Here is a 26,955-nt window from a genome sequence, read left to right as displayed (position 1 = left end):
GGCGCGGTCGTGACCAGCTTTGTGCAGGGTCAGACTCCGGAGTACGGCGCGTGGATGCCGCCGAGCCAGACGTTCACGCCGATGAAGTTGAACAGCAGCGCCGCGTAGCCGGCGAGCGCGATCGCGTCGGACTTCCACCCGCGCCAGCCGGTCGTCGCGCGCGCGTGCAGGTAGCCGGCGTAGACGATCCAGGTGATGAGCGCCCAGGTCTCCTTCGGGTCCCAGCCCCAGTAGCGGCCCCACGCGTTCTCGGCCCAGATCGCGCCGGCCATGACGGCGAAGGTCCACACCGGGAACGTGAAGACGTGCACGCGGTACGCCCAGGTGTCCAGCCGCTGCGCCGGCGGCAGCGCGATGCCGGCGAGCCGCTTCTCGTCCCCCGTGCGCAAGCGCCACCAATGGGCGGCCGAGAGGACGGCGCCGAGGGTGAAGGCGCCGGTCGAGATGATGGCGGCGGCCACGTGGATGACCAGCCAGTAGGACTGCAGGGAGGGGACGAGCTCCTCGGGCTCGGTGTAGAGCACGGTCACCGCGAGGCCGAGCACGAGCAGGGCGAACGGCACGACGACCACGCCGGCGAGCCGGATCGGCCACCGCCGCAGGGCGACCAGGAAGACCGCGACGGCGGCGAACGAGCCCGCGATCGCGAACTCGTACATGTTGCCCCAGGGGGCGCGGCCGGCGGCGATGCCGCGGCAGACGACGGCGGCCAGGTGCAGCAGCGCGGCGACGATCGTGAAGGAGACGGCGATGCGGCCCCAGCGCCCGGCGTCCGGGCCGGACGCGGGCGCGGGGGCGGCCGGCGGCGCGGGCGGGCGCTCCTCGGTCAGGACCGAGCCTTCTGCGGCGACCGCGCGCCGGGAGGCGGCCCGGGCCGGCTCCCGGACCGCAGCCTCCGTCGGCACGGGCCGCCCGAGCGCCAGCTCGACGAACGAGCAGAGCATCGCCAGGGCGTACACCGCCATCGCGGCGTAGACGAGGTCGAGGCTGAGTTCGGCGACGCTCACGTGCGCTCCTGGCCGGTCGGTCGGTCGGTGTCGGGCGGGCTGGCGGCAGGGGTACGGAGTTCGTCGGCGATGCGGTCGACCTCGGTGACGAGGCCGTCGGCGTCGCCCTTGCCCAGGCCCGCGACCTCCACGACGGTACGCCCGTCCTCACCCGCCGTCGCGCGGACCCAGACCCGGCGGCGGCGCAGCAGCAGCGACCCCATCAGCCCGACGAGGGCGAGGACCGCGGCCGCGAGCGTCGGGCCGTTGCCCGTGGTGTCCGAGACCTGGAAGTTGGCGAAGCGGATGACGTCGACGAGCTCGATCGTGCCCAGCCCGTCGGGGAGCTCGGCGGACTCGCCGACCCCCAGCTGGGCCAGCCAGGGCTGGTCGCCGTCCTCGATCCGCTCGAGCCCGTCGGTGTCGAGGGTGAAGACCGAGCCGGCCTTGCGCCCGTCCTCCGAGCCCCGGTAGGCGTTGAGGAAGACCTTCGGCTCGACCAGGTCGGGATAGGTCGAGTGCGGCCCGACCACGTCGTCGACGGCCGCGGTCGGCAGGAAGAAGCCGGAGAACGCCAGCCCTCCCCCGGCCGCCGACGGCGCCTTGACCGCGCCGAGCGAGGTCATGTTGGAGTCGCGCGGCAGGAAGGGCTGCGGGCCCTCGTAGACGACCGCGCCGGTGGAGTCGGTGACGCGGAACACCGGGGCGTAGCCGTTGCCGGTGAGGAAGACCTTGGTGCCGTCGACCTCGAGGGGGTGGTTCGGCGCGACCGACGCCGTGCCGGTGGCGTCCTCGTCGTTCCAGGTGACGCGCGCGTCGAAGCTGCGCGGCTCGCCGAGGCGCGGCCCGTCCTCCTGGTAGCGGACGCCCAGGCGGTCGAGCGTGACCTTGAAGGGGTCGAGGTCCGCGCCGTCGAAGCGGGCGCCGTGGCGGATCGAGTCGTACTGTCCGTCGGCGTTGACGAAGGACCCGCCCTCGACGACGACCTTGTTGGCCGTGTAGCCCACGAGCTGGCCGACCGCCACGGTGACGAGCAGGAGGAGCAGCGCCACGTGGAAGAGCAGGTTGGCGCTCTCCTTCGCGTAGCCCTTCTCCGCCGACAGCGACCGGTCGTACGCCTGCACCCGGAAGCCGCGCAGCACGCCCCGGGCGGACTGCAGCACCTGCTCCGGCGGCTGCTCCACCGTGAAGGAGCGGTGCACCGGCAAGCGCTCCAGCCGCCGCGGGGTCGCGGGCGGCTGCGAGCGCAGCGCGTTCCAGTGCACCCGCGTCCGCGGCACCACGCAGCCGATGAGCGAGGTGAACAGCAGCAGGTAGACCGCCGCGAACCACGGCGAGGAGTAGACGTTGAACCCGCCCAGCCGGTCGACCAGCTCCCCGAGCCGGCCGTGGTCCTCGATCCAGGTGGCCACCTCGTCCGGGGCGGAGGAGCGCTGCGGCAGCACCGAGCCCGGCACCGCGACGACGGCGAGCAGCAGCAGGAGCAGCAGCGCGGTGCGCATCGAGGTGAGCGTGCGCCAGCCCCAGCGCAGCCAGCCGCCGACGCCGAGGACAGGCCCCGACGGTGCCGAGGAGGGCGGGGTGGGGGCGCCGGCGCTGTCCGTCGCGGCCCCGAGGGTGGCGGTCACAGCGTCGGGACGAAGTCGGAGTAGCCCGCACGGAGCTCGGACACGATGTCGGCCCAGGTGCCCGTCACCAGCAGCACGCCGACGGCGACCAGCATCGCGCCGCCGATCCGCAGGACCCACTGGGAGTGCGTGCGGACGACCTTCATCGCCCCCAGCGCGCGCCGGTAGGCCAGGCCGGCGACGAGGAACGGGATGCCGAGGCCCGCGCAGTAGGCGATGGCCAGTCCGAGGCCGCGCCCGGTGCCGCCGCCGTCGGCGAGCGAGAGGCTGAGGACGGCGCCCAGCGTCGGGCCGATGCACGGGGACCAGCCGAGGGCGAAGAGCCCACCGAGCAGCGGGGCGCCGGCGAGGCCGACGGCGGGTCGCTTGTGCAGCCGCCACTCGCGCGACATGCCCGGCAGGGCGCCGGCGAAGGCGAGGCCGAGCAGGATCGTGAACACGCCCATGACCCGCTGCAGGGCGCTGGAGTGCTCGAGGAGGAACGCGCCCGCCGCGGCCTGCACGAGCACGAACTCCAGGACGAACACCGTGGAGAAGCCCGCGACGAAGAGCACGGTGCCGGCGGCGACGCGGCCCTGCCGGCGCTCGGCCAGCTCCTCGCCGGACAGGCCGGTGACGTAGGACAGGTAGCCCGGCACCAGCGGCAGCACGCACGGCGAAAGGAACGACACCAGCCCGGCGGCGGCCGCGATCGGCACCGCGAGCAGCAGCGAGCCCGACGAGACCGTGCTGGCCGGCCCCGCGAGCACCGCGGCGACGTCGGTCACTTCGGCGCCCCCGTGGCGGCGGGGGGCTGGGGGGCGTAGCTGCCCGAGACGTCCGACGGCCCCCCTGCGTCCGCGATCAGCCCGCGCAGGATCGACTCGTCCTCGAGCGTGCCGCTGACCCGGCCGGCGATGCGCCCCTCGGCGTCGATCACCAGCGTCGAGGGCGGCGACTGCGGGACGAGCCCGCGCAGCTTGACCAGGACCGAGCCGTCGGTGTCGTAGATGCTCGGGTAGGTCAGGCCGTACTGCTTCTCGAACGCCTCTGCGGCCTTGGCTCCGCCGCCGTAGGACCCCTCGAGGTCGAGCCCGACGAACTGCACGCCCTGCGGCATGAGGTCGGCGGACACGTTCGCCAACGCCGGGGCCTCGACCTTGCACGGGCCGCACCAGGAGCCCCAGACGTTGAGCACGACGACCGAGCCCTTCAGGCTCGCGAGGTCCAGGGGCTCGCCGTCGCGGGTCCTGCCGGCCAGCGGGGGCAGCTCGCGCCGGTCGGACACGTCCTGCCAGCTCTGGACGCGGTCGACCCCGATCGCGACGCCGTCGTCCTCGCCGCCCGAGCACCCCGCGAGGGCGACGAGCAGGGCGACGGCGGCGCCGGCCGGCAGCAGCCTCATGCGCCGAACCCCGCCTTCGCCGGGACGAGGTCGGCGGCCGGCTCGGCGTATTCGACCGCGACGAGCCGGTCGCCCTTCCACACGAGCGTGGTCACCGACGCCAGCGAGCACTGCCGCCGGCGCGGGTCGTGGTAGAGCTTGCGCCCCTCGTAGGACGAGCGCGCGGTCCACACCGGCAACTGGTGCGAGACGAGCACCGCCTCGTGCCCGCGAGCGCGCGCCCGGGCGTCCGCCACCGCGGCCCGCATGCGCGCGGCGATCTCTACGTACGCCTCCCCCCACGAGGGCCGGAAGGGGTCCACGAGCAGGGGCCAGACCTCGGGCCGCTTGAGCGAGCCGTCGCCGACGCCGAACGTCTTGCCCTCGAAGCGGTTGCCGGCCTCGATGACGCGCGGGTCGGTGCCGATGCCGAGGCCGAGCCGGTCCGCCAGCGGCCGGGCGGTCTCCTGCGCGCGCTCGAGCGGCGACGCGGCGACGTCGACGATGTCTCGGTCGCCGAGCGCCTCGCCGACCCGCTCGGCCATCGCCCGGCCGAGGTCGGACAGCGAGTAGCCGGGCAGCCGGCCGTAGAGCACGCCGCGCGGGTTGAACACCTCGCCGTGGCGGACGAGGTGGACGCGGGTCGTCTCCTGCTCAGCCACGGGAGGGCTCCTTCGCCGCGGCGGCGGCCTTGGCGGCGGTGGGCAGCGCCTCGGCGACGCGCGCGACGGCGGCGGAGTCGTGGGCCGCGGAGAGGAACCACGCCTCGAACGCCGAGGGCGGCAGGTAGACCCCCGCGTCGAGCATCGCGTGGAAGAACGGGCCGTAGCGCCAGGCCTGCTGGGCCTTCGCCCCGTCGTAGTCGAAGACCTCGTCGGCGGTGAAGAAGATGCTGAACATGTTGCCGGCGTACTGCACCCGGTGGGCGACGCCCTCGGCGGCCAGCGCCGCGGACGCGAGCGAGGAGATCTCGGCCGCGGTGCGGTCGACGTGGGCGTACGCGTCGGCGTCGGCCGCACGCAGGGTGGCCAGGCCCGCGGCCGTCGCCACCGGGTTCCCCGACAGCGTGCCGGCCTGGTAGACCGGCCCGGACGGGGCCAGCTGGGCCATGAGGTCTGCGCGGCCGCCGAAGGCAGCGGCCGGGAAGCCGCCGCCCATGACCTTGCCGAACGTCATGAGGTCCGGTGTGACGCCCTCCAGGCCGAACCACCCGGCGGGCGAGACGCGGAACCCGGTCATCACCTCGTCGCTGACCAGCAGCGCGCCCTGCTCGTCGCACAGGTCGCGCAGCCCCTGGGTGAAGCCGGGCCGCGGCGGCACGACACCCATGTTGCCCGCGGCGGCCTCGGTGATGACGCACGCGACGCCGCCCTCCGCCGCGGCGAACGCGACGCGTACGGCATCGAGGTCGTTGTAGGGCACGACGATCGTGTCGGCCGCCGCGCCCGCGGTCACGCCCGGGGTGCCGGGGATGCCCAGCGTCGCCACCCCGCTGCCGGCGTCGACGAGCAGGCTGTCGGAGTGGCCGTGGTAGTGGCCGGCGAACTTGATCACCTTGTCGCGGCCGGTCGCGGCGCGCGCCAGCCGGACCGCTGACATCGTCGCCTCGGTGCCCGAGCTGACCAGGCGCACCTGCTCGACCGGCGCGATCCGGGCGACGATCTCCTCGGCGAGCTCGAGCTCGTTGACGTTGGGGGCGCCGTACGAGGTGCCGAGCGCCGCCTGCCGGGTCACCGCCTCGACGACGGCCGGGTGCGCGTGGCCGAGCAGCAGCGGGCCCCAGGAGCACACGAGGTCGACGTAGTCGCGGCCGTCGGCGTCGGTGAGGTAGGCCCCCTTGCCGCTGACGAAGAAGCGGGGGACGCCGCCCACGGCGCGGAAGGCGCGCACCGGCGAGTTGACCCCGCCCGGGCTCACGGCCAGCGCCCGGTCGAAGAGAGCGGACGAGGTCGGCGCGTCGTCGCGTAGTGGCACGAAGCCATTCTCCCTGCTGCCGGACGCCCCGCGCGCGTGGCGTCCGCCACGCCCGCCGGGGCCGCAACTGGTTCGCGAGCATCCCGGACGGTGACGCACAATCGGAGCCAACCGGACGCGCGTCCCGACGCATCCCATCCTGTGGGGTCGGTGTGCCCCGGCCGACCGCGTCGACTGTCGAGAAGGGGCTGTCCGACGGTGATGACTCTCCCGCGTCCCGGGGACCTCAGGCTCGGCGGGCCGATCTACGGCTCACCCGGCGGAGCTCCCGCGCTCGACCCGGGCACGCCGGTCGCGCGGCTCCAGCTCCCCGGCGTCGCCGAGTCGGTGCCGACCGCGCGGGCGTTCCTGACCAGCCTGCTGCGCAGCTGGAAGGTGGCGACGGAATCGGTCGAGGACGTCGAGCTGCTCGTCAGCGAGGTCGCCGGCAACGCGGTCCGGCACGGGCGCGGCGACGTCGCGGTCGAGGTGAGCAAGTCGGCCGAGACCGTCCACATCGAGGTGCACGACTCCGAGCGGGCGATGCCGCGCTTCGTCGACTCCGAGACCCACCCGGACGCCGAGGGCGGGCGCGGCATGTGGCTCGTCGACGCCCTGGCCGAGCGCTGGGGGACGCGCGGGCTGGACGACGGCAAGGCCGTGTGGTTCGAGGTGAGCGCCCGCCGGGGGTAGCCGTTGCCCCGGGCGACCGTGCGGCAGGATCGAGCGGGTGCCGCGCCTGCTCCTCGACCTGACCCCACTGCGCGAGAGCCCCGCCTTCCGCCGGCTCTGGGTCGGCAACTCGCTCTCGGGAGCCGGCGCCCAGCTGACCGCGGTCGCCGTCGGCCTGCAGGTCTACGACGAGACCGGCTCGACGTTCTCGGTCGGCCTCGTCGGCGCCTTCGCCCTCGTCCCGCTCGTCACGATGGGGCTGTACGGCGGCGCCATCGCCGACACCCACGACCGCCGCCGCGTGGTCCTCGTCACCGGCCTCGGCATGCTCGCCGTCGCGGCGGCCTTCGCGCTGCAGGCCGCGCTCTCGGTCGGCAGCGTCTGGCTGCTCTACGCCCTGGTGGCGGTGCAGCAGGGCTGCTACGCGGTGAGCTCGGCGGCGCGCGCCTCGATCGTCCCCCGGCTGCTGCCGGCCACCTCCTTGCCCGCCGCGAACGCGCTGAGCTCGCTGTCGATGGGCTTCGCGCTCACCGTCGGGCCGCTGCTCGCGGGCGTGCTCGTGGGTGCCGCGGGCTACGCCACGACGTACGCCGTCGAGGTCGCGCTGCTCGCCGTGGCGCTCGTCGGCGTGGCTGCGCTGCCGCCGCTGCGCCCCGAGGGCGACGTCGTCCGCGCCGGGCTGTCGTCCGTGCTGGACGGGCTGCGCTTCCTGCGCGGCCGGCCCAACCTGCGCATGACGTTCCTCGTGGACCTCTCGGCCATGGTCCTGGCGCTGCCGCGCGTGCTGTTCCCCGCGATCGCGGCGGCCGTGCTCGGCGGCGGCCCCGGCACGGTCGGCGTGCTCACGGCCGCGATCGCGGTCGGGACGATGGCGGCCGGCCTGCTCTCCGGGCCGCTCGGCGGCGTACGCCGGCAGGGCCTCGCTGTGCTGGCCTCGGTCGCGGGGTGGGGCTGCGCGGTCGCGGCGTTCGGCCTCGTCGTCATGGCCGCGCCCGGCTCGGGCGAGGGCTCGGCCCACTGGCTGCTCTGGCCGGCCGCTGCCTGCCTCGCCGTGGCCGGGGCGTGCGACGCGGTGAGCGCCGTGTTCCGCTCGACGATCCTGCAGGCCGCGACGCCGGACGTGCTGCGCGGCCGGCTGCAGGGCGTGTTCCTCGTCGTCGTCGCCGGTGGCCCGCGGCTCGGGGACATGGTCCTCGGCTCGCTCGCCTCGTGGACGACCGACTCGGCCGCCGCGGTGATCGGCGGGGCCGCGTGCGTCACCGCCGTCGTGCTGCTCGCGGCCGCGCAGCCCGGGTTCGCGCGCTACGACGCGCGGCACCCGGTGCCGTAGCGCCGGCTCGTCAGGCCGGCGGCGTGCCCAGTGACTCGACCAGGGAGCTCGGAACGACGAGGTCAGCCTGGCCGCGGGTGGCGGCGATGAGGTCCGCGTTGACCTGGTCCACCTCCCGCACCCAGGCCCGGGCGGCCTCCGGCGCCTTGCCGAAGCGCTCGTGCCGGGCCACCAGCCGGTCCAGGCGCACGTCCTCGTCGAGGTCGACGTACCAGACCTCGCGGATGGCAGCCCGCGCCCGCCTCCACCCGGCGGCGTCATGAAGCAGGTAGTTGCCTTCGGTGATCACAAGGCGTGCCGCCGGCAGGACGGGGACGCTGCCGGCGATCGGCTGCTCGATCGTGCGCTCGAACGCCGGGGCGTAGACGACGTCGGCGGTCTCCCGCAGCACCCGCTCCAGCAGGCTCGCGTAGCCGTGCGCGTCGAACGTGTCGGGCGCCCCCTTGCGCCCGCGCCGCCCGAGCCGGTCCAGCTCGACGTCGGCCAGGTGGTAGCCGTCCATCGGCAGGTGCGCGACCCACTCCCCCGCCGGCAGCCCGGAAGGCGGCTCGTCGCGCACCGCGGCGAGCAGCTCCTCGGCCAACGTCGACTTGCCCGCGCCCGGGCTGCCGGTGATGCCGAGGACGACGCGCGGCCCGCCGGAAGTGACGAGGGACCGGGCGCGCTCGACGAGGTCGGAGAAATCCACTGTCGTCAAGCGTCCCGTCTAGCGCGCCACCCCGAGGTGGCGGCACACCCATTCCACCGTCTCCTGCACGAAGCGGACACGGTTGGGCGTGGCCAGCAGCACGTGCCCCTCGCCCTCCACCCGCCAGTAGCGCACCTCGACGCCGCGCTCCTGCAGGGCCGCGACGACCTGGTCGGCCTCGACCACGGGGACGTTCGTGTCCTCGGCGCCGTGCACGACGAGGAGCGGGGCGCGCAGCCGGTCGATCCGGGTCATCGGCGACAGGTCGCGCAGCAGCTCGCGGTCGCGCTCGGGATGGCCGTACTTGCTCACGGCGGCGGCCGCGATGTAGGGCTCGGTGTGCTCGTAGAACGTCGCGAAGTCGCTCATCCCGCAGACGTCGACGCCGACCGCGTAGAGCTCGGGGTCGGACACGAGCGCCGCCAGCGTGAGGTAGCCGCCGTACGACCGGCCCATGACCCCGACCTTGCCGGCTGGCGCGATCCCGGCCTCGGTGAGGTAGGCCGCGCACGCCGCGACGTCCTCGATCGCCCCGTAGCGCCGGTCGAGGTCGTCGGCGTGGACGAAGGTGCGGCCGAACCCCGACGAGCCGCGCACGTTGGGGGCGAAGACCGCGACCCCGGCCGCGACGAGCGACTGGAACAGCGAGTTGTAGACCGGGCGCTCCTGCGCCTCCGGGCCGCCGTGCAGGTGGATCATCGTCGGCCACGGCCCCGCGTGCGCCGGCCGGTAGAGCCAGCCGGTGACCGGGGTGCCGTCCCCCGACAGCAGCCAGCGCAGCTGCGGCGCGGCGAGGGTGCCGACGTCGACCGAGTGCGTGGTCGCAGCCGGGGAGCTGAGCAGCACCCGGCCTCCGTCGGAGCTGAGCGGCACCGCCTCCCGGGTCGAGGGGTCCAGCGCCCACACCCCGCGCGGGTCCGCCCAGCCCTCCGCGGTGAGCAGCAGGCGGCTGCCGTCCGGGGTGAAGCGCACGTCGTCGATCACCTCGCGCGGCAGCGGGTCGAGCTGGCGCTGCACACCGGTCTCGAGGTCCAGCGTGCTGAGGGCGCTCCGGCCGCCAAGGACGTTCCAGACCAGCGCGATGGACCGGCCGTCCGGAGAGAGCGCGATGTCGGCGAGGTCGGCGTCGTGCCGGCCCGCCACGAGGCGAGGGGCTCCACCGTCGAGCGGGACGGCGACGAGCGCCACCAGCTCCCGGCCGGCGTCGGTCCGGGCGTAGACGACCGACCCGTCAGCGGACAGCACGCCGGCGTCCGTGGACCCCTCCCTCTCGCCGGGAACGACGGGCAGCTCGACGCCGTCGCGGCGGTCGACGACGAAGAGGCTGCGCGCCCCGCGCGGGCCGCGCCGCAGCAGCGCCCGCCGGCCCGAGCGGTCCACGTCGAGCAGCGTGAGCAGCGGCCCCTCGGCCACGACCTCCTGCTCGCCGGTGAACGGGTCGACCAGCATCGCGCGGGACGTCCGCCCGGTCTCGGTGACGAGCAGGCGCCCGTCCTCCACCCACGCGTGCCCGCGCCCGGTGCCGACGGTGGCGTTCGTCGCGTCGCGCCCGCCCACCATGCGCAGTCCGGATCCGTCCGGGCGCACGATCCACGCCTCGCTGCGCGACCGGCCGTGCGCCGCCACCGAGCAGGCCAGCCACTTGCCGTCCGGGGACCAGCTGACCATGTCGACCCGGCCGAAGTCCGCGCCGAGCGGGGCCCAGCGCCCGAGCCGGCCGTCGAGGAGCTCGGCGAGCCACACCCGCGGCTCGCCGCTGCGGTCGGACACGAACGCCACTTGCGACCCGTCCGGGGACGCGGTCGGCGACCAGCTGCTGTAGACGTCCTCGGGCACGGGCAGCGCCGCTGCCGGGTGCGCCGCACCCGACGGGTGCGGTCCGCGATGCTGCAGCCCCGTCATGCGCCCCCGACCTCTCTTCCGCCCACCGGCGCAACCCTGCGTGATCGACACCGGGAGAGGCAAATCCTCACCCGAGCAGCCACGTGTCCTTCGACCCGCCGCCGCGGGAGGAGTTGACGATCATGCTGCCCTGGGGCGCGACCCGGCTCAGCGCGGCGGGTGCCACGACCACGTCCTCGCCGAGGAACACGAAGGCCCGCAGGTCCACGTGGCGGGGGTCGAGGCGGGCGCCGTCGAAGGCCGGGTGCGTGGACAGCTGCACGGTCTCCTGCGCGATCCAGCGGTGCGGGGCCGCCAGCATCTGCCGCCGCCCCGCCTCCAGCTCCTCCTCGGTCGCCTTGGGGCCGATGAGGACGCCCTCGCCGCCGTAGCCGTCGACGGGCTTGAGCACCAGCTCCGGCAGCCGCGCCAGGACGGTCTCGCGGTGCTCGGGCAGGCCGCACAGGAAGGTCGGCACCGAGCTCAGCAGCGGCTTCTCGCCGAGGTAGTACTCGACCATCGCCGGGACGAACGCGTAGACCGCCTTGTCGTCGCCGACCCCGTTGCCCGGGGCGTTGGCGAGCGCCACCCGGCCCGCGTCCACCGCGGCCATGAGCGGCGGGCCGAGCGGGCGGCCGTCGGCCCCCGCCGAGTGCAGCAGCTCGCTCTCGCCGATGCGCAGGTAGATCACGTCGACGCGCCTGCGGGTGCCGCCCTGCATGAGCAGCACGGTGCCGTCCTCGACGGCGAGGTCGGCGGGGCCGATCACGGGCACCCCCATCTCCTCGCCGAGCATGCGGTGCTCGAACCAGGCCGAGCCGGCCGGGCCCTCGCTCAGCAGCACGATGGAGGGGTCGTCGGCCGCGGACGGCAGGGCTGCGTCCTGCAGCGTCCGGCGCAGCAGCGCCGGCGCCGCGTCGACGTCGAGCAGCCCCGGCGGGGTCGGCAGGTCGCCCATCACAGCCCGCGTCAGGCGCCGGTTCTGCACGGCGTACCCGATCCCCGAGGGCACCCGGAGGTTGTCCTCGAGCACGAACCACTCGCCGGCGCCGTTGCGCACCAGGTCCATCCCGCTGATGTGGGCGCGCACCTTCTGGCGCCGCATCAGCGCGCCGGACGAGCGCAGCCCGGGAGCCGCGTCGATCACCCACCCGGGGATCACCCCGTCGGCCACCGCGGCCCGCTCTCCGTAGACGTCGTGCAGGAACGCGTCGAGGGCCCGCACCCGCTGGACGAGCCCGGCCTGCAGCTGCCGCCAGTCCTGCGCGGGGACGATGCGGGGCACGAGGTCAACGGGGAAGAGCCGCGTGCTGCCCTCACCCGCGACCATGAACGTGACGCCGTGCGAGCGCTGCTCCTCGTCGCGCGCAGCCTCGCGCTGGCGGAGCCCCGCCGGGCCGAGCCGCTCGAGCGCGTCGAGCACCGGCGCGTAGTCCGGGCTCGGGCCGGCCGGCGGCAGGAACTCGTCGCCCTCCGCGAAGTAGCCGGCGTGCAGGCGCATCCCGCCCGGCGTCGCCGGGACGACACTGGCGCCGGGCGCCGCGCGGGTCTGGTCGAGGACCAGGTCGACGACGTCGGTGAGCCGGCCGCGACGCTCGTACGCCCGCCGCTGCTGCGACGCGGAGCTGCCGTTCGCGAGGGCGCGCCGGACCAGCTCGGAGACCTGCTCCCAGTCGCCTGCCGCCTCGAGGTACGGCTGCACGCGCTCGAGCAGCCCGGACACGGCCGCCTCGGCGGGCACCGGCCGCGGGGAGTACGCGAGGGCGAGCAGCCCCTCCTCCAGCCCCGAGCGCGCCGCCCGCCACATCGCCGCCCGCAGCAGCGGCGCCGGCGGCAGCACCGCCGGGCGCCCGGCGAGCACCGCGTCGCGCTCGCGGCGCACCAGCGCCCGGAACAGGCCGGCCAGCAGCACGACGGTGTCGATGTCCGGGCAGGAGTCGCCGACGCGCAGCTCCAACGTGGGCAGGTGGGCCGACGGCCGGACGTCGAAGTAGACCATCTTGGGGTCGCTGATCGTCCCCGACGCGACCAGGTCGGCCACGAGCGCGTCGTGCTCGGCGGCGGTGGAGATCGAGCCGCTCGACCCCGCCGTGGGCCAGCGCTGCCAGACCAGCGAGCGCATGCTGGCGTACCCGCTGTCGGCGCCCATCCAGTACGGCGAGCTCGCGGTCAGCGCGAGCAGCACGGGCAGCTCAGGGCCGAGGCGCTGCGCCACAGCGACCGCCATGTCCCGGTCCGCCATCCCGACGTGCACCTGCGCGCCGCAGATCAGCTGCTCGCGGGCGAGCAGCTGATACTCGTCGTGCATGTGCCGGTAGCGGCTCGTGGGCGTGATCTCGAGGGCGTGCACGTCGACCAGCGGCACCGTCCCGGTCGCGGCTACGCCCAGCCCGGCCGCCTCGGCGACCCCGACGAGCAGCCGGCGCGAGCGGACGAGGTCGGTGCGCAGGTCGTCCAGGCTCGTGGTGACCTCGCTGTTGGTCTCCACGACGCTGCGGTGCAGCTCGCCGATGAACCTGCCGGCCGGCAGCCGGTCGAGCAGGTCCTGGGCCCGCGGCACGAGCTCGCGGGTTCCGAGGTCGACGACGTGGAACTCCTCCTCCACGCCGAGGGTCGAGGTGTCCAGCAGGTCGCCCGTCCTCTCCACCGGCAGCGGGCCGGCCGCCCGAAGCCCGTCCGGAAGCCCGTCCGGAAGCCCGCTCATGGCGAGGCCTTCGGGGCCGCGCAGGTCGAGGTCCTCGCTCAAGGCGCAGTCTCCGTTCCGTGACTCTGCGGTCCAGCCGCGTGCGGCGGTGCCGACCGGGACGCCGTCCCGTTTTTTTCGTTCCTTGCCCTGTCTGAGCTGCGGAGACGCCTCAGGCTCGCCAACCTGTGTGTCGGGCAGGTTCCGCCCGTGTGAAATGCCCGACGCTCAGGTCCCCTTCAGGTTCTGGCGACGATGCGGCAGAGTGGGTTCGGGCGTTTTCTCCGACCTCGGCAGCCCCGAGGGCACCGCGGGGAGCCGACGACGGCGCGGCGAAGGCCGGCACCGTCGCCGGGCCTCCGGCGTTGTCAGGTGCGTCCGCACGTCCGGCCGGGCCCGCTCGGCTGGAGAGGCACGTCACCGAGGTCGAGGAGCCGCCGCCGCATGCGCCTGTCGCGCTGGACACCGGACCGCGTCCGGGCGCTCGGAGTCTTCGCTACGCGCAGTGCCGCTTCGGCTACGTCACGCGACTTCGCGCCCGCCGTGGCGTCGCGCCGGCAGCGCGCCGTCGCCTCGACCGCCCTGGTGGCCGTCCCGCTCGTCGCGCTCGGCGCCTCGGCCGCCCCGGCCACCCTCGCCGCCCCCGCGCCGGCCGCCCCCGCCTCCCCCGTGGTCGCGATCGTCGTCCCGACCGACCCCGTCGTGTCCTCCCTCGGCGAGGAGCTGCGCGCCGGCGGGCTGACCGGACCGACGTCGCCTCCCTCCTCCGGCGCGCCCGGCTCCGGCTCCGGCTCCGGGGAGGCCACCTCCGCGCGCGTCGTGCCGTCCGAGCTCACCCGCAGCGGCATCCCGCTCGCCGCGCTCACCGCGTACCGCCGGGCGCAGATCCTGCTCGGGCGGTGGGAGCCGTCCTGCAAGCTCGACTGGTCGCTGCTCGCCGCGATCGGGCGGGTCGAGTCCAACCACGGCCGGTTCGGCGGCAGCGTCCTCGGCACCGACGCCAAGCCCAGCCCGCCCATCCTCGGCCCGCGCCTGGACGGCGTCGCCTTCGCGAACATCGCCGACAGCGACGACGGCCGGCTCGACGGCGACACCGAGTACGACCGCGCAGTCGGGCCCATGCAGTTCATCCCCACGACCTGGGCGATGGTCGCCGCCGACGGGGACGACGACGGCGTGCAGGACCCGCAGGACCTCGACGACGCCGCCGTCGCCGCCGGGCTCTACCTCTGCTCCGGCGGCCGCGACGTGTCGACGCTCGAGGGCCGGCAGGCCGCGGTCTTCAGCTACAACCACAGCGACAGCTACGTCTACGACGTGCTCATGCTGTCGCACGCGTACGCGACCGGCCTGACCGTCACGCTGCCCACGCCGGCCGTCGCCGACAAGCCCAAGCCGACGCCCTCGGTGGCGCCGACCCAGGCGGCGTCGCCGGAGCACACGGCGAAGCCCAAGCCCAGCGCCACGCCCAAGCCCAGCGCCCCGCCCAAGCCCCGCGCCCCCGCCAAGCCCAGCGCCACGCCCAAGCCCAGCGCCCCCGCCGAGCCCAGCGCCACCGCCAAGCCCAGTGCCACGGCCAAGCCCAGCGCCCCCACCGAGCCCACGGCGCCGGCTGCGACACCGACCGGGTCGAGGCCGAGCACGCCGAAGGCCTCCGCCTCGCCCGCCACGAGCCCGCGGACGAGCGGGACGGCGGCGTCGCCCGCTGCCGCAAGCGCCTCGCCCGACGGCTCCTCCGCTCCCCGCGACTGACCCGCGGGTCCCGGTGCGTCCCGCCAGGGCTGCCGGCGCGGGCAGGATGGCCCCGTGAACCGACTCGACGACTGGACCGACCGGCTCGTCCGGGAGCTGGGGCTGCCCGAGCAGCTCGCCGGCACCGACGTACGCGACCTGGTGCTCGACCTGGCCCGCGACGCCGCGCACGGGGTGGCCCGGCCGGCGGCGCCGCTGACGACGTTCCTCGTCGGGGTGGCCGCGGGACGGTCGGGGGCGGGCCCCGCTGCGTTGCGCGAGCTGGCGGACCGGGCGGTCGCGCTGATCCCGCCCGCCGCTCCCGATCCCGAAGTCGAGGGCGCCCCCGAGTGAGCCCGCTGCTCCCGGCCTACGCCGCGGTCGTGCTCGCGGGGGGCGCGGCGCGTCGGATGGGCGGCGTGGACAAGACCTCGCTGCCCGTCGGCGGGCGGATGCTGCTGGACCGCGTGCTGGACGCCGTCCCGGACGCGGCCGAGGTGGTCGTCGTCGGGCCGGAGCGGCCGGTCGCGCGGCCGGTGCGCTGGGCGCGCGAGGAGCCGGCCGGGGGCGGGCCGGCGGCCGCGGTCGCGGCGGGGCTGGCGTCGGTGGCGTCGCCGGTGACCGCGTTGCTGTCGGCAGACCTGCCGTTCCTGACTCGCGCTGCGGTCGAACGGCTGCGCGAGGAGCTGGCGGCAGGCGGCACGGCCGGCGCGCTCTACGTCGACGACGGTGGCGCCGAGCAGCTGCTCTGCGGGGTCTGGCGCACCGCGGCCCTGCACGACGCCGTCGAGCGCGTGGGCGCGGTCGAAGGCCTGGCGCTGCGCCGTCTGCTGTCGCCCTTGTCCCGCAGTTCGGTCAGGGCTGTGGGCGCAGGAGTGCCGCCCTGGCTGGACTGCGACACCCCTGAGCAGGTGGCCCGGGCGGAGGAGCTTGCGGCCGGCGCCAGAGCGTCCGGAAGGCCTTCGGAGGACGCCCGCGCGGAAGCCCGCGAAAAGGCCCCGAGAACCCCAGAGCCCGGCTCGAGACGGGGGATGCTCGAGCCGGGCTGAGGCCAACGCTACGCCCGCTGCAGTGCCCGGAGCCTTGTCCCCAGCTGATTCTTCACGATCTTTCAGGAAGGCCCCGTTGCCCGAGACCCGGTTGGAGCGGCTCGACGAACGGCTCCTCGACGAGCTGCTGCTGACGGCGGTGGACGACGCGGACCCGGCCGAGGTGATGCCTTCCGTCGAGGGGCCGCCGGGCTGGACGCCGCAGCGCCGCGACGCCTTCCTCACCTTCCACCGCGCACGGGCGCTGGCCACACCGCCGGTCGAGACGGTGTACGCCGTGGTGGTCGACGGCCGGGTCTGCGGCGCCGCCCGGCTGGAGCCCCCGCCCGGGCCGGGCGCGACCGTCGAGGCCGGCATCTGGCTCGGCCGCTCCTGCCGCGGGCGCGGGGTGGGCGGGAGAGCCCTGCAACTGCTGGCCGCGCAGGCGCGGGGGGCCGGGGCCGTGGGCCTCGTCGCGGTGACGACGGCGGGCAACGCCGGGGCGCTCGGAGCGCTGCGCCAGGTCGGAGCGAGCCTGTCCCCCGCGCACGCCCCCGGCACGCCCGTCCCGGAGCCGGCCGCGCGCGTCGACGCCCGGCTCGACCTGTCCTGACGGCGAGGAGCCGGCCCGGTCAGCGGCGGCGCGATGCCCGCGCTTCGGGAGCAGGACGCGCAGGCCGGCACGCCCCGGAGGAGCGTGCCGGCCTGTGGACAACTCGCCAGATGTGCTTGATCAGCTAGGGGTGGGGGTCAGCGAGGGGTGGGGGTCAGCGGGCGGCGCGCAGCCAGCCGGCCGCCTCGCCGGCCCAGTAGGTGAGCACGAAGTCCGCCCCCGCCCGCCGGATGGCGGTCAGCGACTCCAGGACCGCGCGGTCGCGGTCGATCCAGCCGTTGGCGGCGGCCGCCTCGATCATGGCGTACTCCCCCGAGACCTGATAGGCCGCGACGGGGACGTCGGACTCGTCGGCGACGGCGCGCAGGATGTCGAGGTAGGCCGAAGCCGGCTTCACCATGACCATGTCCGCGCCCTCGGCGAGGTCGAGCCGCACCTCGCGCAGCGCCTCGCGGGCGTTGGCGCCGTCCTGCTGGTAGGCCCGCCGGTCGCCCTTGAGCGAGGAGTCGACCGCTTCGCGGAACGGGCCGTAGAACGCCGAAGCGTACTTCGCCGAATAGGCGAGCACGGATACGTTGCTGAAGCCGGATTCGTCCAACGCACTTCGGATGACGCCGACCTGGCCGTCCATCATCCCGCTGGGGGCGACGACGTGCGCCCCCGCCTCGGCCTGCACGATCGCCATCTCCGCGTAGCGCACGAGCGTGGCGTCGTTGTCGACCGAGCCGTCCGCGGCGAGCACGCCGCAGTGGCCGTGGTCGGTGAACTCGTCGAGGCAGAGGTCGCTCATGACGACGAGCGAGTCCCCGGCCTCCTCGACGACCGCGCGCAGGCCCTGCTGCAGGATCCCGTCGGGGTCGGTGCCGGCCGAGCCGACCGCGTCCTTGTGAGCCGGGATGCCGAACAGCATGATCCCGCCGAGGCCCGCGGCCGCCGCCTCGGCCGCCGCCTTGCGCAGCCCGTCGAGCGGGTGCTGGACGACGCCGGGCATCGAGGCGATCGGGACGGGGGCGTCGATGCCCTCGCGCACGAACACCGGCAGCACGAGCTGGCGCGGCTCGAGCGTCGTCTCGGCGACCAGCCGGCGGACCGCCGGCGTCGACCGGAGCCGACGCGGGCGGGCCGCCGGGAAGCCCACGGGGGCGGGGCGGGTCACTTGCTGGCCTTCCTCCGCGCGGACGGCCGCTTCTCCGACGGGCGCAGCACGGGCTCGCCCGCCTCGGCGGCCGCGAGGCGCAGCGACGAGCCGTACTCCGCGAGTGCGGCGGCCAGCGCCGAGACCGAGGGCTCGGCGGCCATGACGTCCACCCGCAGCCCGTGCTCCTCGGCCGTCTTCGCCGTCGCGGGGCCGATGCAGGCCACGACGGTCGTCGCGTGCGGCTTGCCCGCGATGCCGACGAGGTTGCGCACCGTCGAGGACGAGGTGAAGAGCACCGCGTCGAAGCCGCCGGACTTGATGGCGTCGCGGACCGGGGCGGGCGGCGGGGCGGCCCGGACGGTGCGGTAGGCCGTGACGTCCTCGACCTGCCAGCCGAGGTTGGTCAGGCCCTCGACGAGCGTCTCGGTCGCGATGTCGGCGCGGGGCAGGAAGACCCGGTCGATCGGGTCGAGCACCGAGTCGTACTCCGGCCACTCGGCGAGCAGGCCGGCACTGGACTGCTCGCCCTTGGGGACGAGGTCCGGCACGATGCCCCACGCGCGCAGGTCGGCGGCGGTCTGCTCGCCGACGGCCGCGACCTTGATGCCGGAGAAGGCGCGGGCGTCGAGGCCGTACTCCTCGAACTTCTCACGGATCGCCTTGACCGCGTTGCGCGAGGTGAACGCGATCCACTCGAAGCGGCCGGTGACGAGGCCCTTGACCGCGCGCTCGACCTGCTGCGGCGTGCGCGGCGGCTCGACGGCGATCGTCGGGACCTCCTCGGGCACGGCGCCGTAGGAGCGCAGCTGCTCCGAGAGCGCGCCGGCCTGCTCGCGGGTGCGCGGCACGAGGACACGCCAGCCGAACAGCGGCTTGGTCTCGAACCACGAGAGCTTGTCGCGCTGGGTGACGACGTCCCCGACGACCACGACCGCCTGGCCCGACGAGCACGACGCGATCGCCGGCGCGGCGTCGGCGGCCACGGCGGCGAGCGTCGACACGACGGTCTGCTGGCGGGTGGTCGTGCCCTCGCAGGTCACGGCCACCGGCGTCGAGGCCGAGCGCCCCGCCGCGACGAGCTTGGCGGCGACGTCGGCGAGCTCGGGCGCGGCGTTGAGCAGCACCACGGTCCCGCCGGTGGCGGCCAGGGCGTCCCACGCGACGTTCTTCGCGGTGACGTCCACGACGCGCACCTCGGGCGACTTGGTCGAGGTCAGCGGCACGCCGGCGTACGCCGGGACGGCCGTGGCGCTCGAGAGCCCGGGGACGACCTCGAAGGCCACCTTCGCCTTCGCGAGCGCCGCGGCCGCGTCCGCGCCGTGGCTCTCGACGAACGGGTCGCCGGCGAAGAGCCGGACGACGCTGCGCCCGTCGCGGGCGTGCCGGACGAGGATGCGGGCGAGCTCGGTGTCGGTGAGCGCGCCGTCCTTGGTGTCCACCCGCTCGACGTCGTCCCGGACGTGCCGGGCGAGGACGTCGGCGTGGCGGGTGAGGTCCCCCACCACGACGTCGGCAGTGCCGAGGAGCTCGACGGCACGGACCGTGAGCAGGGCAGGGTCGCCGGGACCGGCGCCGACGAGGGCGACGTTGCCGGAGGGCGCGGCGGACGAGGCCTTCTCGCCGCTCGGCTTCTTCTGCGTGACGGGCCGGGTCACGGCACACGCTCCCCTGGTTGTGTTGTGGGTGGGATGGGACCGGATGGCATGGGGTCGGCCCCGCTTCCGGACGGTCGTTCGGGCATGAGCTCGGCCGCGCCGGCCTCGAAGAGGTCGGCGGCGAGCCGCCTGCCCAGGGCCTCCGCGTCGGCGAGCGAGCCGGTGGCGGACAGCCGGACGGCGGCTCCGTCGGGCGCCGCGACGACCCCGCGCAGATAGACCTCGGGGCCGTCGTCGCCCTCCGCCACCTCGCCGAGCGCGCCGACGGGAGCGGCGCAGCCGGCCTCGAGCGCGGCGAGCAGGGCGCGCTCGGCGAGCACCGCGGCCCGCGTGACCGGGTCGTCCAGCACGGCGAGCAGCGCGGCGGTGGCCGCGTCGTCGGCGCGGCACTCGACGGCGAGCGCGCCCTGCCCGGGCGCCGGCAGCATCTGCAGCGGGTCGAGCGTCTCGGTCACCGCGTCGAGCCGGCCGAGCCGCGACAGCCCGGCCCGGGCGAGGACGACCGCGTCGACCTGCGCGTCGGTCACCAGGCGCAGCCGGGTGTCGACGTTGCCGCGGATCGGCACCGTCTCCAGCCCGAGCCCGAGCGCGGCCAGCTGAGCGGCGCGCCGCGGCGACCCCGTGCCCACCCGGGAGCCGGCCGGGAGCTCGCCGAGCGTCAGGCCGTCGCGCGCCACGAGCGCGTCGCGCGGGTCCTCGCGGACCGGCACGGCCGCGAGGGCGATGCCGTCGGGCGCCGCCGTGGGCAGGTCCTTGAGCGAGTGGACGGCGAAGTCGACCTCGCCGGCGAGCAGGGACTCGCGCAGCGCGCTGACGAAGACACCGGTCCCGCCCAACGCGGTCAGCGCCTCTCGGGAGACGTCGCCGAGAGTGGTCACCTCGACCAGCTCGACGTCGCGGCCGGTGGCGGCCCGGACGGCGTCGGCGACGTGCCCGGACTGCGCGAGGGCCAGAGCGCTGCGGCGGGTGCCCAGCCGCAGCGGGGCGGTCACGGACGCCGCCGTTCGGGCGGGGCGAGCAGGTCTGCCTGCGCCAGCGGGTCGACGCCCGGCGTGCCCGGCTCTTCCACGACCGGCCGCGACAGCGCCTCGGCCGGTCCGGGGCCGAGGTCGAAGAGCTCGCGCAGCACCTCGGCGTAGGACACCGGGACGGGCTCGTCGGCGAGCTGCTTCACCCGCACCGTGGGCGCATGGAGCAGCTTGTCGACGACGCGGCGCACGGCCTGGTCGACCTCGCGGCGGACGCGGTCGTCGAGCTGGGGCAGCCGGCCGGCCAGCCGCTCGAGCTCGCTCTGCACCACCGTCTCGGCGCGGGCGCGCAGCGCCACCACGGTGGGGGCGACGCTGGCGGCACGCTGCCAGGACAGGAACGCCTCGACCTCGCCGGCCACGATCTGGCGTGCCGCGCCGACGTCCGGGCCACCCTCCTGGGCGGCGACGAGGGCGCCGACCTTCTCCAGGTCCATGAGCGTGACGCCGGGCAGCCGCGCCACGTCGGGGTCGACGTCCCGCGGGAGGGCGAGGTCCACGATCGCCAGCTGTCCCGGCCGCCCGGCGGTGGTGCGCCGCGCAACCGCGCGCTCGACGACGTCCGCGGCGATGACGGTGCCGAGCGCCCCGGTGCAGGACACGACGACGTCGGCGGCGGCGAGGACGTCCTCGAGCTCCTCGAGGGGCACGTGCCGGCCCCCGACGGCGGCGGCGACGCGCCGCCCGTGCTCGGGCGTGCGGTTCGCGACGACGATGTCGACCGCCCCGGCGCGCGCCAGGGTGGTCGCGGCGAGCGCGCTGAGCGACCCCGCGCCCACGACGAGGGCGGAGCGGCCGGCCAGCCCGGCCAGCGTGGTGAGGCTGCCGCCCGCCAGGACGTCGACGCCCTCGCCGCCGAAGGCGGCCGCCGCGAAGCCCAGCCCGACCCCGACGACGCTCTGGCCGGCGCGGTCGATGCCGGTCTCGTGGCGGGCCCGCTTGCCGACGCGCAGGGCGGCCTGCAGCAGCTCGTTGGTGACGCGGCCGGCGGTGCCGGTCTCCTGCGCCGTGCGCAGCGCCTGCTTGACCTGCCCGAGGATCTGGCCCTCACCGACGACCATCGAGTCGAGCCCGGCCGCGACGGAGAACAGGTGCGCGACCGCGCGCTCCTCGTAGTGCACGTAGATGTGCGGGGTGAGCTCGTCGATCGTCAGGCCGGAGCGCTTCGACAGCAGCTCCCCGAGGGCGGCCACGCCGCCGTGGAACTTGTCGACCTCGGCGTAGACCTCGACGCGGTTGCACGTGGAGACCAGGACCGCCTCGGCGATGTGGTCGGCGGCGACCGCGGTGAGCAGGACCTCGGGCACGTCGGAGGCGGGGACGGCCGCGCGCTCCAGGACGGGCACCGGCGCGGTGCGGTGGGACAGGCCGACGGCGAGGAGGGTCATCGGACACCCCCGGCGGCCGAGCCCAGAACGGGGCTCGCGGCGATGGCCTTCGACGTCTTGCGTTGTTCCTTGAAGGCCAAGATCTGCAGCTCCATGGAGAGGTCGACCTTGCGCACGTCGACGTCCGCGGGGACGGTGAGCACGACGGGCGCGAAGTTGAGGATGCTCCGCACTCCGGCAGAGACGAGCCGGTCGCACATGCGCTGCGCGACCGGGGCGGGCGTGGCGAGCACCCCGATGCACGCGCCGGTGTGGCGTACGACGTCCTCGAGCTCGGCGGCCGGCTGCACCCGCAGCCCGCGCACCGTCGTCCCGATCACGTCGGGGTCGGCGTCGACGAGGGCGCAGACGCGGAACCCGCGCGAGGCGAAGCCGGCGTAGCCGGCCAGGGCGGAGCCGAGGTTTCCCACACCCACGATGAGCACCGGCCAGTCCTGTGTGAGACCGAGCTCCCGGCTGACCTGGTAGGCGAGGTGTTCGACGTCGTAGCCGACACCGCGCGTGCCGTAGGAGCCCAGGTGGGAGAGGTCGCGCCGCAGCTTGGCCGAGCCGACCCCGGCGAGGGCCGCGAGCTCGTCCGAGCTCACGGTCCGGGTGCCGGCGTCGGCGAGGGCGCCGAGCACGCGCAGATAGATCGGAAGGCGGGCGACCGTCGCCTCGGGGATCCCGCGGGACGTCGGCCCGGTCATGTCGTCCACCCCGTCTCCCGGCTCCGTCCGGTGGGTGCCGAGAACCGCGTCGTCGACGTCGACGGGTAGGTCGGTCCGGCGGTCGGTCACTCGGGGGCTCGCACTCCCTGAAAAGTCCTGGTGGGGCGCCGCACAGGCTACGTGTTTGTGAACGTTGGAACAAAGTCAGTGATCATCGGCCGGAGCGCTCCCGACGGCCGACACGGGAAGTTAGGCGACCCTAAGCAGGTGGCTGCGCACATCCGCTTCTCCGCCCGGAATGCCCGGAACGACAAGGGTTCTGCCGGCACTCCGGCGATTGCCGGTGATCGAAACGGAGCGGCGCGCACACGCGCGGCGAACCGGTGCTGCGACCAGCGATGTCTCGTACGCCACACCCCCGGCGCGGGCCGCTCCGCCCTGCGCGCCGGAGGCGGATGCGCGAAGGCCCCGTCCCCGCCGGTCGGCGGGGACGGGGCCGGGAGCCTGCTTGCGCAGACCGGTCGTCAGCGCGGGTAGACCGCGTCCACCTCGATCTCGATCAGCCAGCCCTCGACGGCCAGGCTGGCCACCTCGAGCGTGGACCGCGAGACGCGGGTCGGGTTGACGAAGAACGGCGGCGCCGCGGGGGCGGTACCCAGCGGGACGTTGATCGTCGCGCCGGTGAGCACGTTGGTGTTGGCGAAGTACTGCCGGTACGCGCGGTTCCAGCCGGCGTAGTCCGCGCGGGCCGCCCCGGGAGGCGCGTCGAGGAAGACGCGCATCGTGACGACGTCCTTGAACGTCAGCCCCATGGCTGACAGGTTCTCGCCGATACGGCGCAGGTTGTTGATGGCCTGGGCCTCGGTGACGGTGACGCCCTGCGGCAGCACGCCGCCCGGGAAGATCGCCGTGTCGATGTAGCGCTCCGGCGTGCCCGCGGGCGCGGCCGTGTTGAGCCCCGACGGGCCGATGCCGCTCGAGTTGTAGAGCGCGACGTTCTTGGCGAAGGCGACACCGTTCGCGATCGAGGGGTTGGCCTGGCCGGCCGGCAGGATCGTGACTGCGGTGCGCGACTTCGGGATCGACGGCCCGTCGGCCACCGCGCCGGCGGTGAAGCCGCCGCCCGCGACCAGCATGCCCGCGGCCGCGAGCACGGCGACGCGCGCACGACGCGAAGGTAGAGCCGCGCGCACCTTCGCAGATGCGAAATTCATGGAAGCACCCTTCATGGAGTTGGCAGAGGTCAGCGGCTGAGGACGCGCTCGTGCAGCTTGGTGATGGCGAGGCGGGCCGACTCGATGGCGCCGTGCTGCCAGGCGATCGTGTGGCTCAGGTGGTCGCCGGCGAAGTAGATGTTGCCCGCGGGCTCGAGCAGCCGGCCGTAGTGGCCGTTCGTGCGCGACGGCCAGGAGTTCCACGCCGCCTCCTGGTACTTCACCAGGTCCCAGGAGATCGAGAACGTCGACTTGATGTCCTGCTTGTACTTCTCGCCGTGGATCTTGGCGCCCTGCATGAGCGCCCGCTCGACGCGGCCGGCGTGGTTGAGGTTGCCGTAGTTCGCGGACGAGGAGTAGTAGCCGATGACGACACCGCGCTCGCCGTGGAAGCCCGACGAGGGGTACCACATGTTGGAGATGTCCATGTTGGTGTTGGTGATGCCGCCGTAGATGCGCTCGTCCTCCTCCCACCAGCGGCGGTTGTACTCGATGCCGAGCTTGCCGCTGCGCGACTTCGTGGCGTACGCGTTCGCGGCGATGATGTCCGCGGGGAGGTTCGACGGGGTCTTGGCGACGATCTGGGGAGGCATCGTGCAGATCGCGTAGTCGGCGGAGATCTCGCGCATGTGGCGGCCGCGCGACATGTACTGCACCTTCACGCCCGTCGAGGTGTTCTCGATGTTCGTGACCTCGGCCTCGTAGCGGATGTTCTCCTTGCCGACGGCCTCCTCGAAGGCGTAGGCGATGCGGTCCATGCCCCCGACGGGCTGGAACATCATCATCGCCTGGTCCCAGCCGAACTCGAACGAGAAGTAGTTGCCGAGGCCGGCGGCCAGCACGTCCTGCATGGCGAACGGCGGGACGGGCTCGCCGTCCTCGAAGCCCGCGCCGGGCGTCGTGATGAAGCCACGCCGGTCGGTCCCCGTGTACTTGAAGCTCCCCGCCGGGTCGCCGGCCACGCGGTTGCCGAGCGCGCCGAAGTTGCGCAGGAACGCGATGAGCGCGTCCTTGTCCGTCTGGGTGAGGTAGGTGTCGAGAGAGCCCTGGTCCGTGGCCTTCGCGAGCAGCTCGGAGACGTAGCCGTAAACGTCGGCCTTCGCCTCGCGGTGCCGGATGGGGCGGTTGGAGATGGGCGTCGTGCCCTCGCGGTACTGGTAGGCGTCCGCGTTCTGGTTGATGAACGGCTCGATCGGGACGCCGAGCTCACGGCAGTAGTCGAGCGTGACCATGTTCTGCGGCAGCCGGGCGGGACCGGCGTTCATGTACTGGTCACGGGTGAACGTGGCTTCCTGCGTCTCACCACGCAGGTCCGTGATGGTGTCGCCCTTGCGGACCGTCCAGTTGCGCCCGCCCGGGCGGTTGTTGGCCTCGAGGATCGTGACGTCGTAGCCGGCCTTCTGCAGGTGGTACGCGGACGTCAGGCCGGCGATGCCGCCGCCCAGGATGAGGATGTTCTTGTGCGCCTTGCCGGTGAGCGTGAAGTCGGACTTCTTCGGGGCACGGAACGGAAGCGTCTTGGCCTCCGCCGCGGGCATCATGCCCATGGCCCCCATCGTGGAGAACATCACTCCAGCGCCACCGGTGATGCCTACCTGCTGGAGGAACTGCCGTCGCGTGACCGCCATGAAATGCCTCTCGTACAGAGCATGGGAAGCGCGCCACAGGAGGCGCGCCGTGACTCTTTCGGCGAGGTGTTACGGGCGTATCAACGACATGTAAGGGTGTGGCAACGGACGGTTGCTCAGACAAACGAGTAGGAAGAGGAGTTCGCCTGTCAGCGGGGCGGCAGGCGGTTCCGGTCCGATGCCGGCGACTCGGCCGCGACGAGGCTCAGGCCCGGCGGGCGAGGGCGGCGCGCATGCGCTGCTCGTCGACGTGCCAGTAGTCGACCTGCACGTCGTCGACGAGCAGGACGGGGATGCGCTCCCAGTAGCGCTCGTGCATGGCAGCGTCCTCGAGGATGTCGCGCTCGACCCACGCCTCGCCGGTGTCGGCGGCGACCCTGGCCACCGTCGCGCGGGCGGCCTCGCAGAGGTGGCACCCCGGCTTCGCGACCAGGACGATCCGCGGCTGCTTCTCGGGCACGGGCCGATCCTCGCACTACGCGGGGTCCGCGCCGACGAAGGCCCGGTCGGCCCGCGGCGTGGCCCCTGTCCGCGTCCCGATCCCCGTGCCGGCGCCCGCCGTCAGCCGAAGGCCGGGCCGCGCTCGTCGAGCAGCCGGGCGAGCGACTCCGCGACGGCGTCCCGCACCCGAGCGGTCAGCTCGGCCACGAGGCCGGGGTCGTCGGCCGCCTCGGGCCCGTAGCCGGCGGTCTGCACCGCCGGCAGGAACTCGATCAGCCACTTGGACGGCAAGGGCACCAGGCCGAGCGGCCCGAGCCACGGGAACGTGGGCGTGACGGGGAAGTACGGCAGCCCGAGCAGGCGGGCGAGCGGCGCGGCGTCGGCGATCATCGGGTAGATCTCCTCGGCGCCGACGATGGCGCACGGCACGATCGGGCGGCCGGTGCGCAGGGCGGAGGCGACAAAGCCACCGCGGCCGAAGCGCCGCAGCTGGTAGCGCTCGGCCCAGGGCTTGCCCAGCCCCTTGTAGCCCTCGGGGAAGACGCCCACGAGCTCCCCGTGGGCCAGCAGCCGCTCAGCATCCTCGCGGCGGGCGAGGGTGGCGCCGCTGCGGCGGGCGAGGCTGCCGAGGAGCGGCAGCTCGAAGACCAGGTCGCCGGCGAGCAGCCGCAGCGGCCGGTGGGCGGGGTGACGGTCGAGCAGCACGACCTGCGTGACGAGCGCGTCGACCGGCAGGGTGCCGGAGTGGTTGGCTGCCACGAGCGCGCCCCCGGTGCCGGGGACGTGCTCCAGGCCGCGTACGTCGACGCGGAACCAGTGCTCTACGAGCGGGCGCAGCGGGGCCGCGAGCACCGTCTCGGTCAGCTCGCGGTCGAAGCCGAACTCGTCGACCGGGGCGTCGCCGCGCAGCCGCGAGCGGGCCAGTTCCAGCCCGCGCACCAGCCAGGGCGGGATCAGCTCGCCGCCACCAGCCGGGCCGCCCCCGTGGGCCTCAGCCACCGGAGGCGGGTACGACTGCGCCGCGGGGCCGGCCGGGCGTACCCCTGACCAGCTCCGCGGCGCTCGATGCGTCCCGGACCGACGCAGGCCTACTTCTTGCGGCGCTGCACGCGAGTGCGACGGAGCAGCTTGCGGTGCTTCTTCTTCGCCATCCGCTTGCGGCGCTTCTTGATGACAGAACCCACGCGAGCTCCTAGCCCAGATCCGAGAGAGATCAACTTCGCACGTGCCGCCCGGCCGTGGGAATCGCGCCCCGGA

Annotated in this window: 24 protein-coding genes and 1 pseudogene; 6 read left to right on the top strand and 19 right to left on the bottom strand. The window is 74.7% G+C overall.

The window, feature by feature from the left end:
* Window positions 1–29: 29 nt before the first annotated feature.
* The 6 genes from ccsB to hemL are packed head-to-tail and all read right to left on the bottom strand — an operon-like array spanning window position 30 to window position 5,951.
* A complete protein-coding gene (ccsB, locus tag G9H71_RS14010; protein ID WP_331272995.1) occupies window positions 30–1,007 on the bottom strand; it encodes a c-type cytochrome biogenesis protein CcsB in 978 nt (325 codons plus the stop codon).
* Entirely contained in the window at window positions 1,004–2,614 is a 1,611-nt protein-coding gene (gene resB / locus G9H71_RS14005) for a cytochrome c biogenesis protein ResB (RefSeq protein ID WP_166282860.1), read from the bottom strand. Before resB ends, ccsB begins: the two co-directional genes overlap by 4 nt.
* On the bottom strand, window positions 2,611–3,381 hold the full coding sequence (locus tag G9H71_RS14000; RefSeq protein ID WP_331272994.1) for a cytochrome c biogenesis CcdA family protein: 771 nt from the start codon (window positions 3,379–3,381) through the stop codon (window positions 2,611–2,613). The genes resB and G9H71_RS14000 overlap by 4 nt, the downstream gene beginning before the upstream one ends.
* Complete coding sequence (locus tag G9H71_RS13995) at window positions 3,378–3,998, bottom strand: TlpA family protein disulfide reductase (RefSeq protein ID WP_166282858.1); 621 nt, start codon at window positions 3,996–3,998, stop codon at window positions 3,378–3,380. The genes G9H71_RS14000 and G9H71_RS13995 overlap by 4 nt, the downstream gene beginning before the upstream one ends.
* Complete coding sequence (locus G9H71_RS13990) at window positions 3,995–4,639, bottom strand: histidine phosphatase family protein (RefSeq protein ID WP_166282856.1); 645 nt, start codon at window positions 4,637–4,639, stop codon at window positions 3,995–3,997. Before G9H71_RS13990 ends, G9H71_RS13995 begins: the two co-directional genes overlap by 4 nt.
* Window positions 4,632–5,951, bottom strand: coding sequence for a glutamate-1-semialdehyde 2,1-aminomutase (gene hemL, locus G9H71_RS13985; protein ID WP_331272993.1), 1,320 nt, complete (start codon window positions 5,949–5,951; stop codon window positions 4,632–4,634). The genes G9H71_RS13990 and hemL overlap by 8 nt, the downstream gene beginning before the upstream one ends.
* A gap of 201 nt (window positions 5,952–6,152) precedes the next feature.
* Between hemL and G9H71_RS13980 the strand changes: the two genes are divergently transcribed.
* On the top strand, window positions 6,153–6,623 hold the full coding sequence (locus G9H71_RS13980) for an ATP-binding protein (protein ID WP_166282852.1): 471 nt from the start codon (window positions 6,153–6,155) through the stop codon (window positions 6,621–6,623).
* 37 nt (window positions 6,624–6,660) lie between these two features.
* Window positions 6,661–7,932 (top strand): MFS transporter, encoded by a 1,272-nt coding sequence (locus G9H71_RS13975; RefSeq protein WP_166282850.1) that lies wholly within the window; start codon window positions 6,661–6,663, stop codon window positions 7,930–7,932.
* A gap of 10 nt (window positions 7,933–7,942) precedes the next feature.
* On the opposite strand, the gene G9H71_RS13970 is transcribed toward G9H71_RS13975, so the two are convergent.
* The 3 genes from G9H71_RS13970 to G9H71_RS13960 all read right to left on the bottom strand — a co-directional run bounded on the left by G9H71_RS13970 (window position 7,943) and on the right by G9H71_RS13960 (window position 13,205).
* Complete coding sequence (locus tag G9H71_RS13970; protein ID WP_166282848.1) at window positions 7,943–8,629, bottom strand: nucleoside/nucleotide kinase family protein; 687 nt, start codon at window positions 8,627–8,629, stop codon at window positions 7,943–7,945.
* A gap of 9 nt (window positions 8,630–8,638) precedes the next feature.
* Entirely contained in the window at window positions 8,639–10,522 is a 1,884-nt protein-coding gene (locus G9H71_RS13965; RefSeq protein WP_166282846.1) for a S9 family peptidase, read from the bottom strand.
* A gap of 67 nt (window positions 10,523–10,589) precedes the next feature.
* Window positions 10,590–13,205, bottom strand: a complete 2,616-nt coding sequence (locus G9H71_RS13960; RefSeq protein ID WP_166282926.1) for a glutamate--cysteine ligase — start codon at window positions 13,203–13,205, stop codon at window positions 10,590–10,592.
* 423 nt (window positions 13,206–13,628) lie between these two features.
* Between G9H71_RS13960 and G9H71_RS13955 the strand changes: the two genes are divergently transcribed.
* The 4 genes from G9H71_RS13955 (at window position 13,629) to G9H71_RS13940 (ending at window position 16,556) form a co-directional block, all read left to right on the top strand.
* Window positions 13,629–14,936 (top strand): lytic transglycosylase domain-containing protein, encoded by a 1,308-nt coding sequence (locus G9H71_RS13955; RefSeq protein ID WP_166282844.1) that lies wholly within the window; start codon window positions 13,629–13,631, stop codon window positions 14,934–14,936.
* Between the two features lie 54 nt (window positions 14,937–14,990).
* Complete coding sequence (locus tag G9H71_RS13950; protein WP_166282842.1) at window positions 14,991–15,269, top strand: DUF6457 domain-containing protein; 279 nt, start codon at window positions 14,991–14,993, stop codon at window positions 15,267–15,269.
* Window positions 15,266–15,964: a molybdenum cofactor guanylyltransferase gene (gene mobA, locus G9H71_RS13945; RefSeq protein ID WP_331272992.1), complete on the top strand. Its 699-nt coding sequence runs from the start codon at window positions 15,266–15,268 to the stop codon at window positions 15,962–15,964. The genes G9H71_RS13950 and mobA overlap by 4 nt, the downstream gene beginning before the upstream one ends.
* A gap of 76 nt (window positions 15,965–16,040) precedes the next feature.
* Window positions 16,041–16,556, top strand: a complete 516-nt coding sequence (locus G9H71_RS13940; RefSeq protein ID WP_231134807.1) for a GNAT family N-acetyltransferase — start codon at window positions 16,041–16,043, stop codon at window positions 16,554–16,556.
* Between the two features lie 154 nt (window positions 16,557–16,710).
* On the opposite strand, the gene hemB is transcribed toward G9H71_RS13940, so the two are convergent.
* From hemB to G9H71_RS13890, 10 genes and pseudogenes are all read right to left on the bottom strand, one after another.
* The gene (hemB, locus tag G9H71_RS13935; protein ID WP_166282839.1) at window positions 16,711–17,712 is read right to left on the bottom strand and encodes a porphobilinogen synthase; all 1,002 of its coding nucleotides are present in this window, start codon (window positions 17,710–17,712) and stop codon (window positions 16,711–16,713) included.
* Window positions 17,709–19,349 carry a bifunctional uroporphyrinogen-III C-methyltransferase/uroporphyrinogen-III synthase gene (locus G9H71_RS13930; protein ID WP_166282837.1) on the bottom strand — a complete coding sequence of 547 codons (1,641 nt, stop codon included), beginning with the start codon at window positions 19,347–19,349 and terminating at the stop codon, window positions 17,709–17,711. The genes hemB and G9H71_RS13930 overlap by 4 nt, the downstream gene beginning before the upstream one ends.
* Entirely contained in the window at window positions 19,346–20,341 is a 996-nt protein-coding gene (hemC, locus tag G9H71_RS13925) for a hydroxymethylbilane synthase (RefSeq protein WP_331272991.1), read from the bottom strand. The genes G9H71_RS13930 and hemC overlap by 4 nt, the downstream gene beginning before the upstream one ends.
* Window positions 20,338–21,765, bottom strand: coding sequence for a glutamyl-tRNA reductase (locus tag G9H71_RS13920; RefSeq protein ID WP_166282835.1), 1,428 nt, complete (start codon window positions 21,763–21,765; stop codon window positions 20,338–20,340). Before G9H71_RS13920 ends, hemC begins: the two co-directional genes overlap by 4 nt.
* 53 nt (window positions 21,766–21,818) lie before the next feature.
* A pseudogene (locus G9H71_RS13915) lies at window positions 21,819–22,454 on the bottom strand (redox-sensing transcriptional repressor Rex); the annotation flags it as partial.
* A 485-nt stretch (window positions 22,455–22,939) separates the two neighbouring features.
* On the bottom strand, window positions 22,940–23,629 hold the full coding sequence (locus G9H71_RS13910; RefSeq protein WP_231134806.1) for a Rid family hydrolase: 690 nt from the start codon (window positions 23,627–23,629) through the stop codon (window positions 22,940–22,942).
* A 29-nt stretch (window positions 23,630–23,658) separates the two neighbouring features.
* Window positions 23,659–25,257, bottom strand: coding sequence for a flavin monoamine oxidase family protein (locus G9H71_RS13905; protein WP_166282833.1), 1,599 nt, complete (start codon window positions 25,255–25,257; stop codon window positions 23,659–23,661).
* A 205-nt stretch (window positions 25,258–25,462) separates the two neighbouring features.
* Window positions 25,463–25,717, bottom strand: a complete 255-nt coding sequence (locus G9H71_RS13900) for a glutaredoxin family protein (RefSeq protein ID WP_166282831.1) — start codon at window positions 25,715–25,717, stop codon at window positions 25,463–25,465.
* Window positions 25,718–25,818: 101 nt separating this feature from the next.
* Window positions 25,819–26,697 (bottom strand): lysophospholipid acyltransferase family protein, encoded by an 879-nt coding sequence (locus tag G9H71_RS13895; protein WP_331272989.1) that lies wholly within the window; start codon window positions 26,695–26,697, stop codon window positions 25,819–25,821.
* An 89-nt stretch (window positions 26,698–26,786) separates the two neighbouring features.
* Window positions 26,787–26,882, bottom strand: a complete 96-nt coding sequence (locus G9H71_RS13890) for a 30S ribosomal protein bS22 (RefSeq protein ID WP_166166998.1) — start codon at window positions 26,880–26,882, stop codon at window positions 26,787–26,789.
* Window positions 26,883–26,955 lie beyond the last annotated feature (73 nt).

This window comes from Motilibacter deserti (genome assembly GCF_011250635.1).
In the GTDB taxonomy this organism is placed as follows: Bacteria; Actinomycetota; Actinomycetes; order Motilibacterales; family Motilibacteraceae; genus Motilibacter_A; species Motilibacter_A deserti.
The sequence above is the reverse complement of the archived record's forward strand: the minus strand, read 5'-3'. Positions and strand labels throughout refer to the sequence as shown.

Coding starts and splice junctions, on each gene's coding strand:
- G9H71_RS13995 (WP_166282858.1), bottom strand. CDS start 3,998: ATGAGGCTGCTGCCGGCCGGCGCCGCCGTCGCCCTGCTCGTCGCCCTC.
- G9H71_RS13980 (WP_166282852.1), top strand. CDS start 6,153: ATGACTCTCCCGCGTCCCGGGGACCTCAGGCTCGGCGGGCCGATCTAC.
- G9H71_RS13965 (WP_166282846.1), bottom strand. CDS start 10,522: ATGACGGGGCTGCAGCATCGCGGACCGCACCCGTCGGGTGCGGCGCAC.
- G9H71_RS13960 (WP_166282926.1), bottom strand. CDS start 13,205: ATGAGCGGGCTTCCGGACGGGCTTCCGGACGGGCTTCGGGCGGCCGGC.
- G9H71_RS13955 (WP_166282844.1), top strand. CDS start 13,629: ATGCGCCTGTCGCGCTGGACACCGGACCGCGTCCGGGCGCTCGGAGTC.
- G9H71_RS13920 (WP_166282835.1), bottom strand. CDS start 21,765: ATGACCCTCCTCGCCGTCGGCCTGTCCCACCGCACCGCGCCGGTGCCC.
- G9H71_RS13910 (WP_231134806.1), bottom strand. CDS start 23,629: ATGAATTTCGCATCTGCGAAGGTGCGCGCGGCTCTACCTTCGCGTCGT.
- G9H71_RS13905 (WP_166282833.1), bottom strand. CDS start 25,257: ATGGCGGTCACGCGACGGCAGTTCCTCCAGCAGGTAGGCATCACCGGT.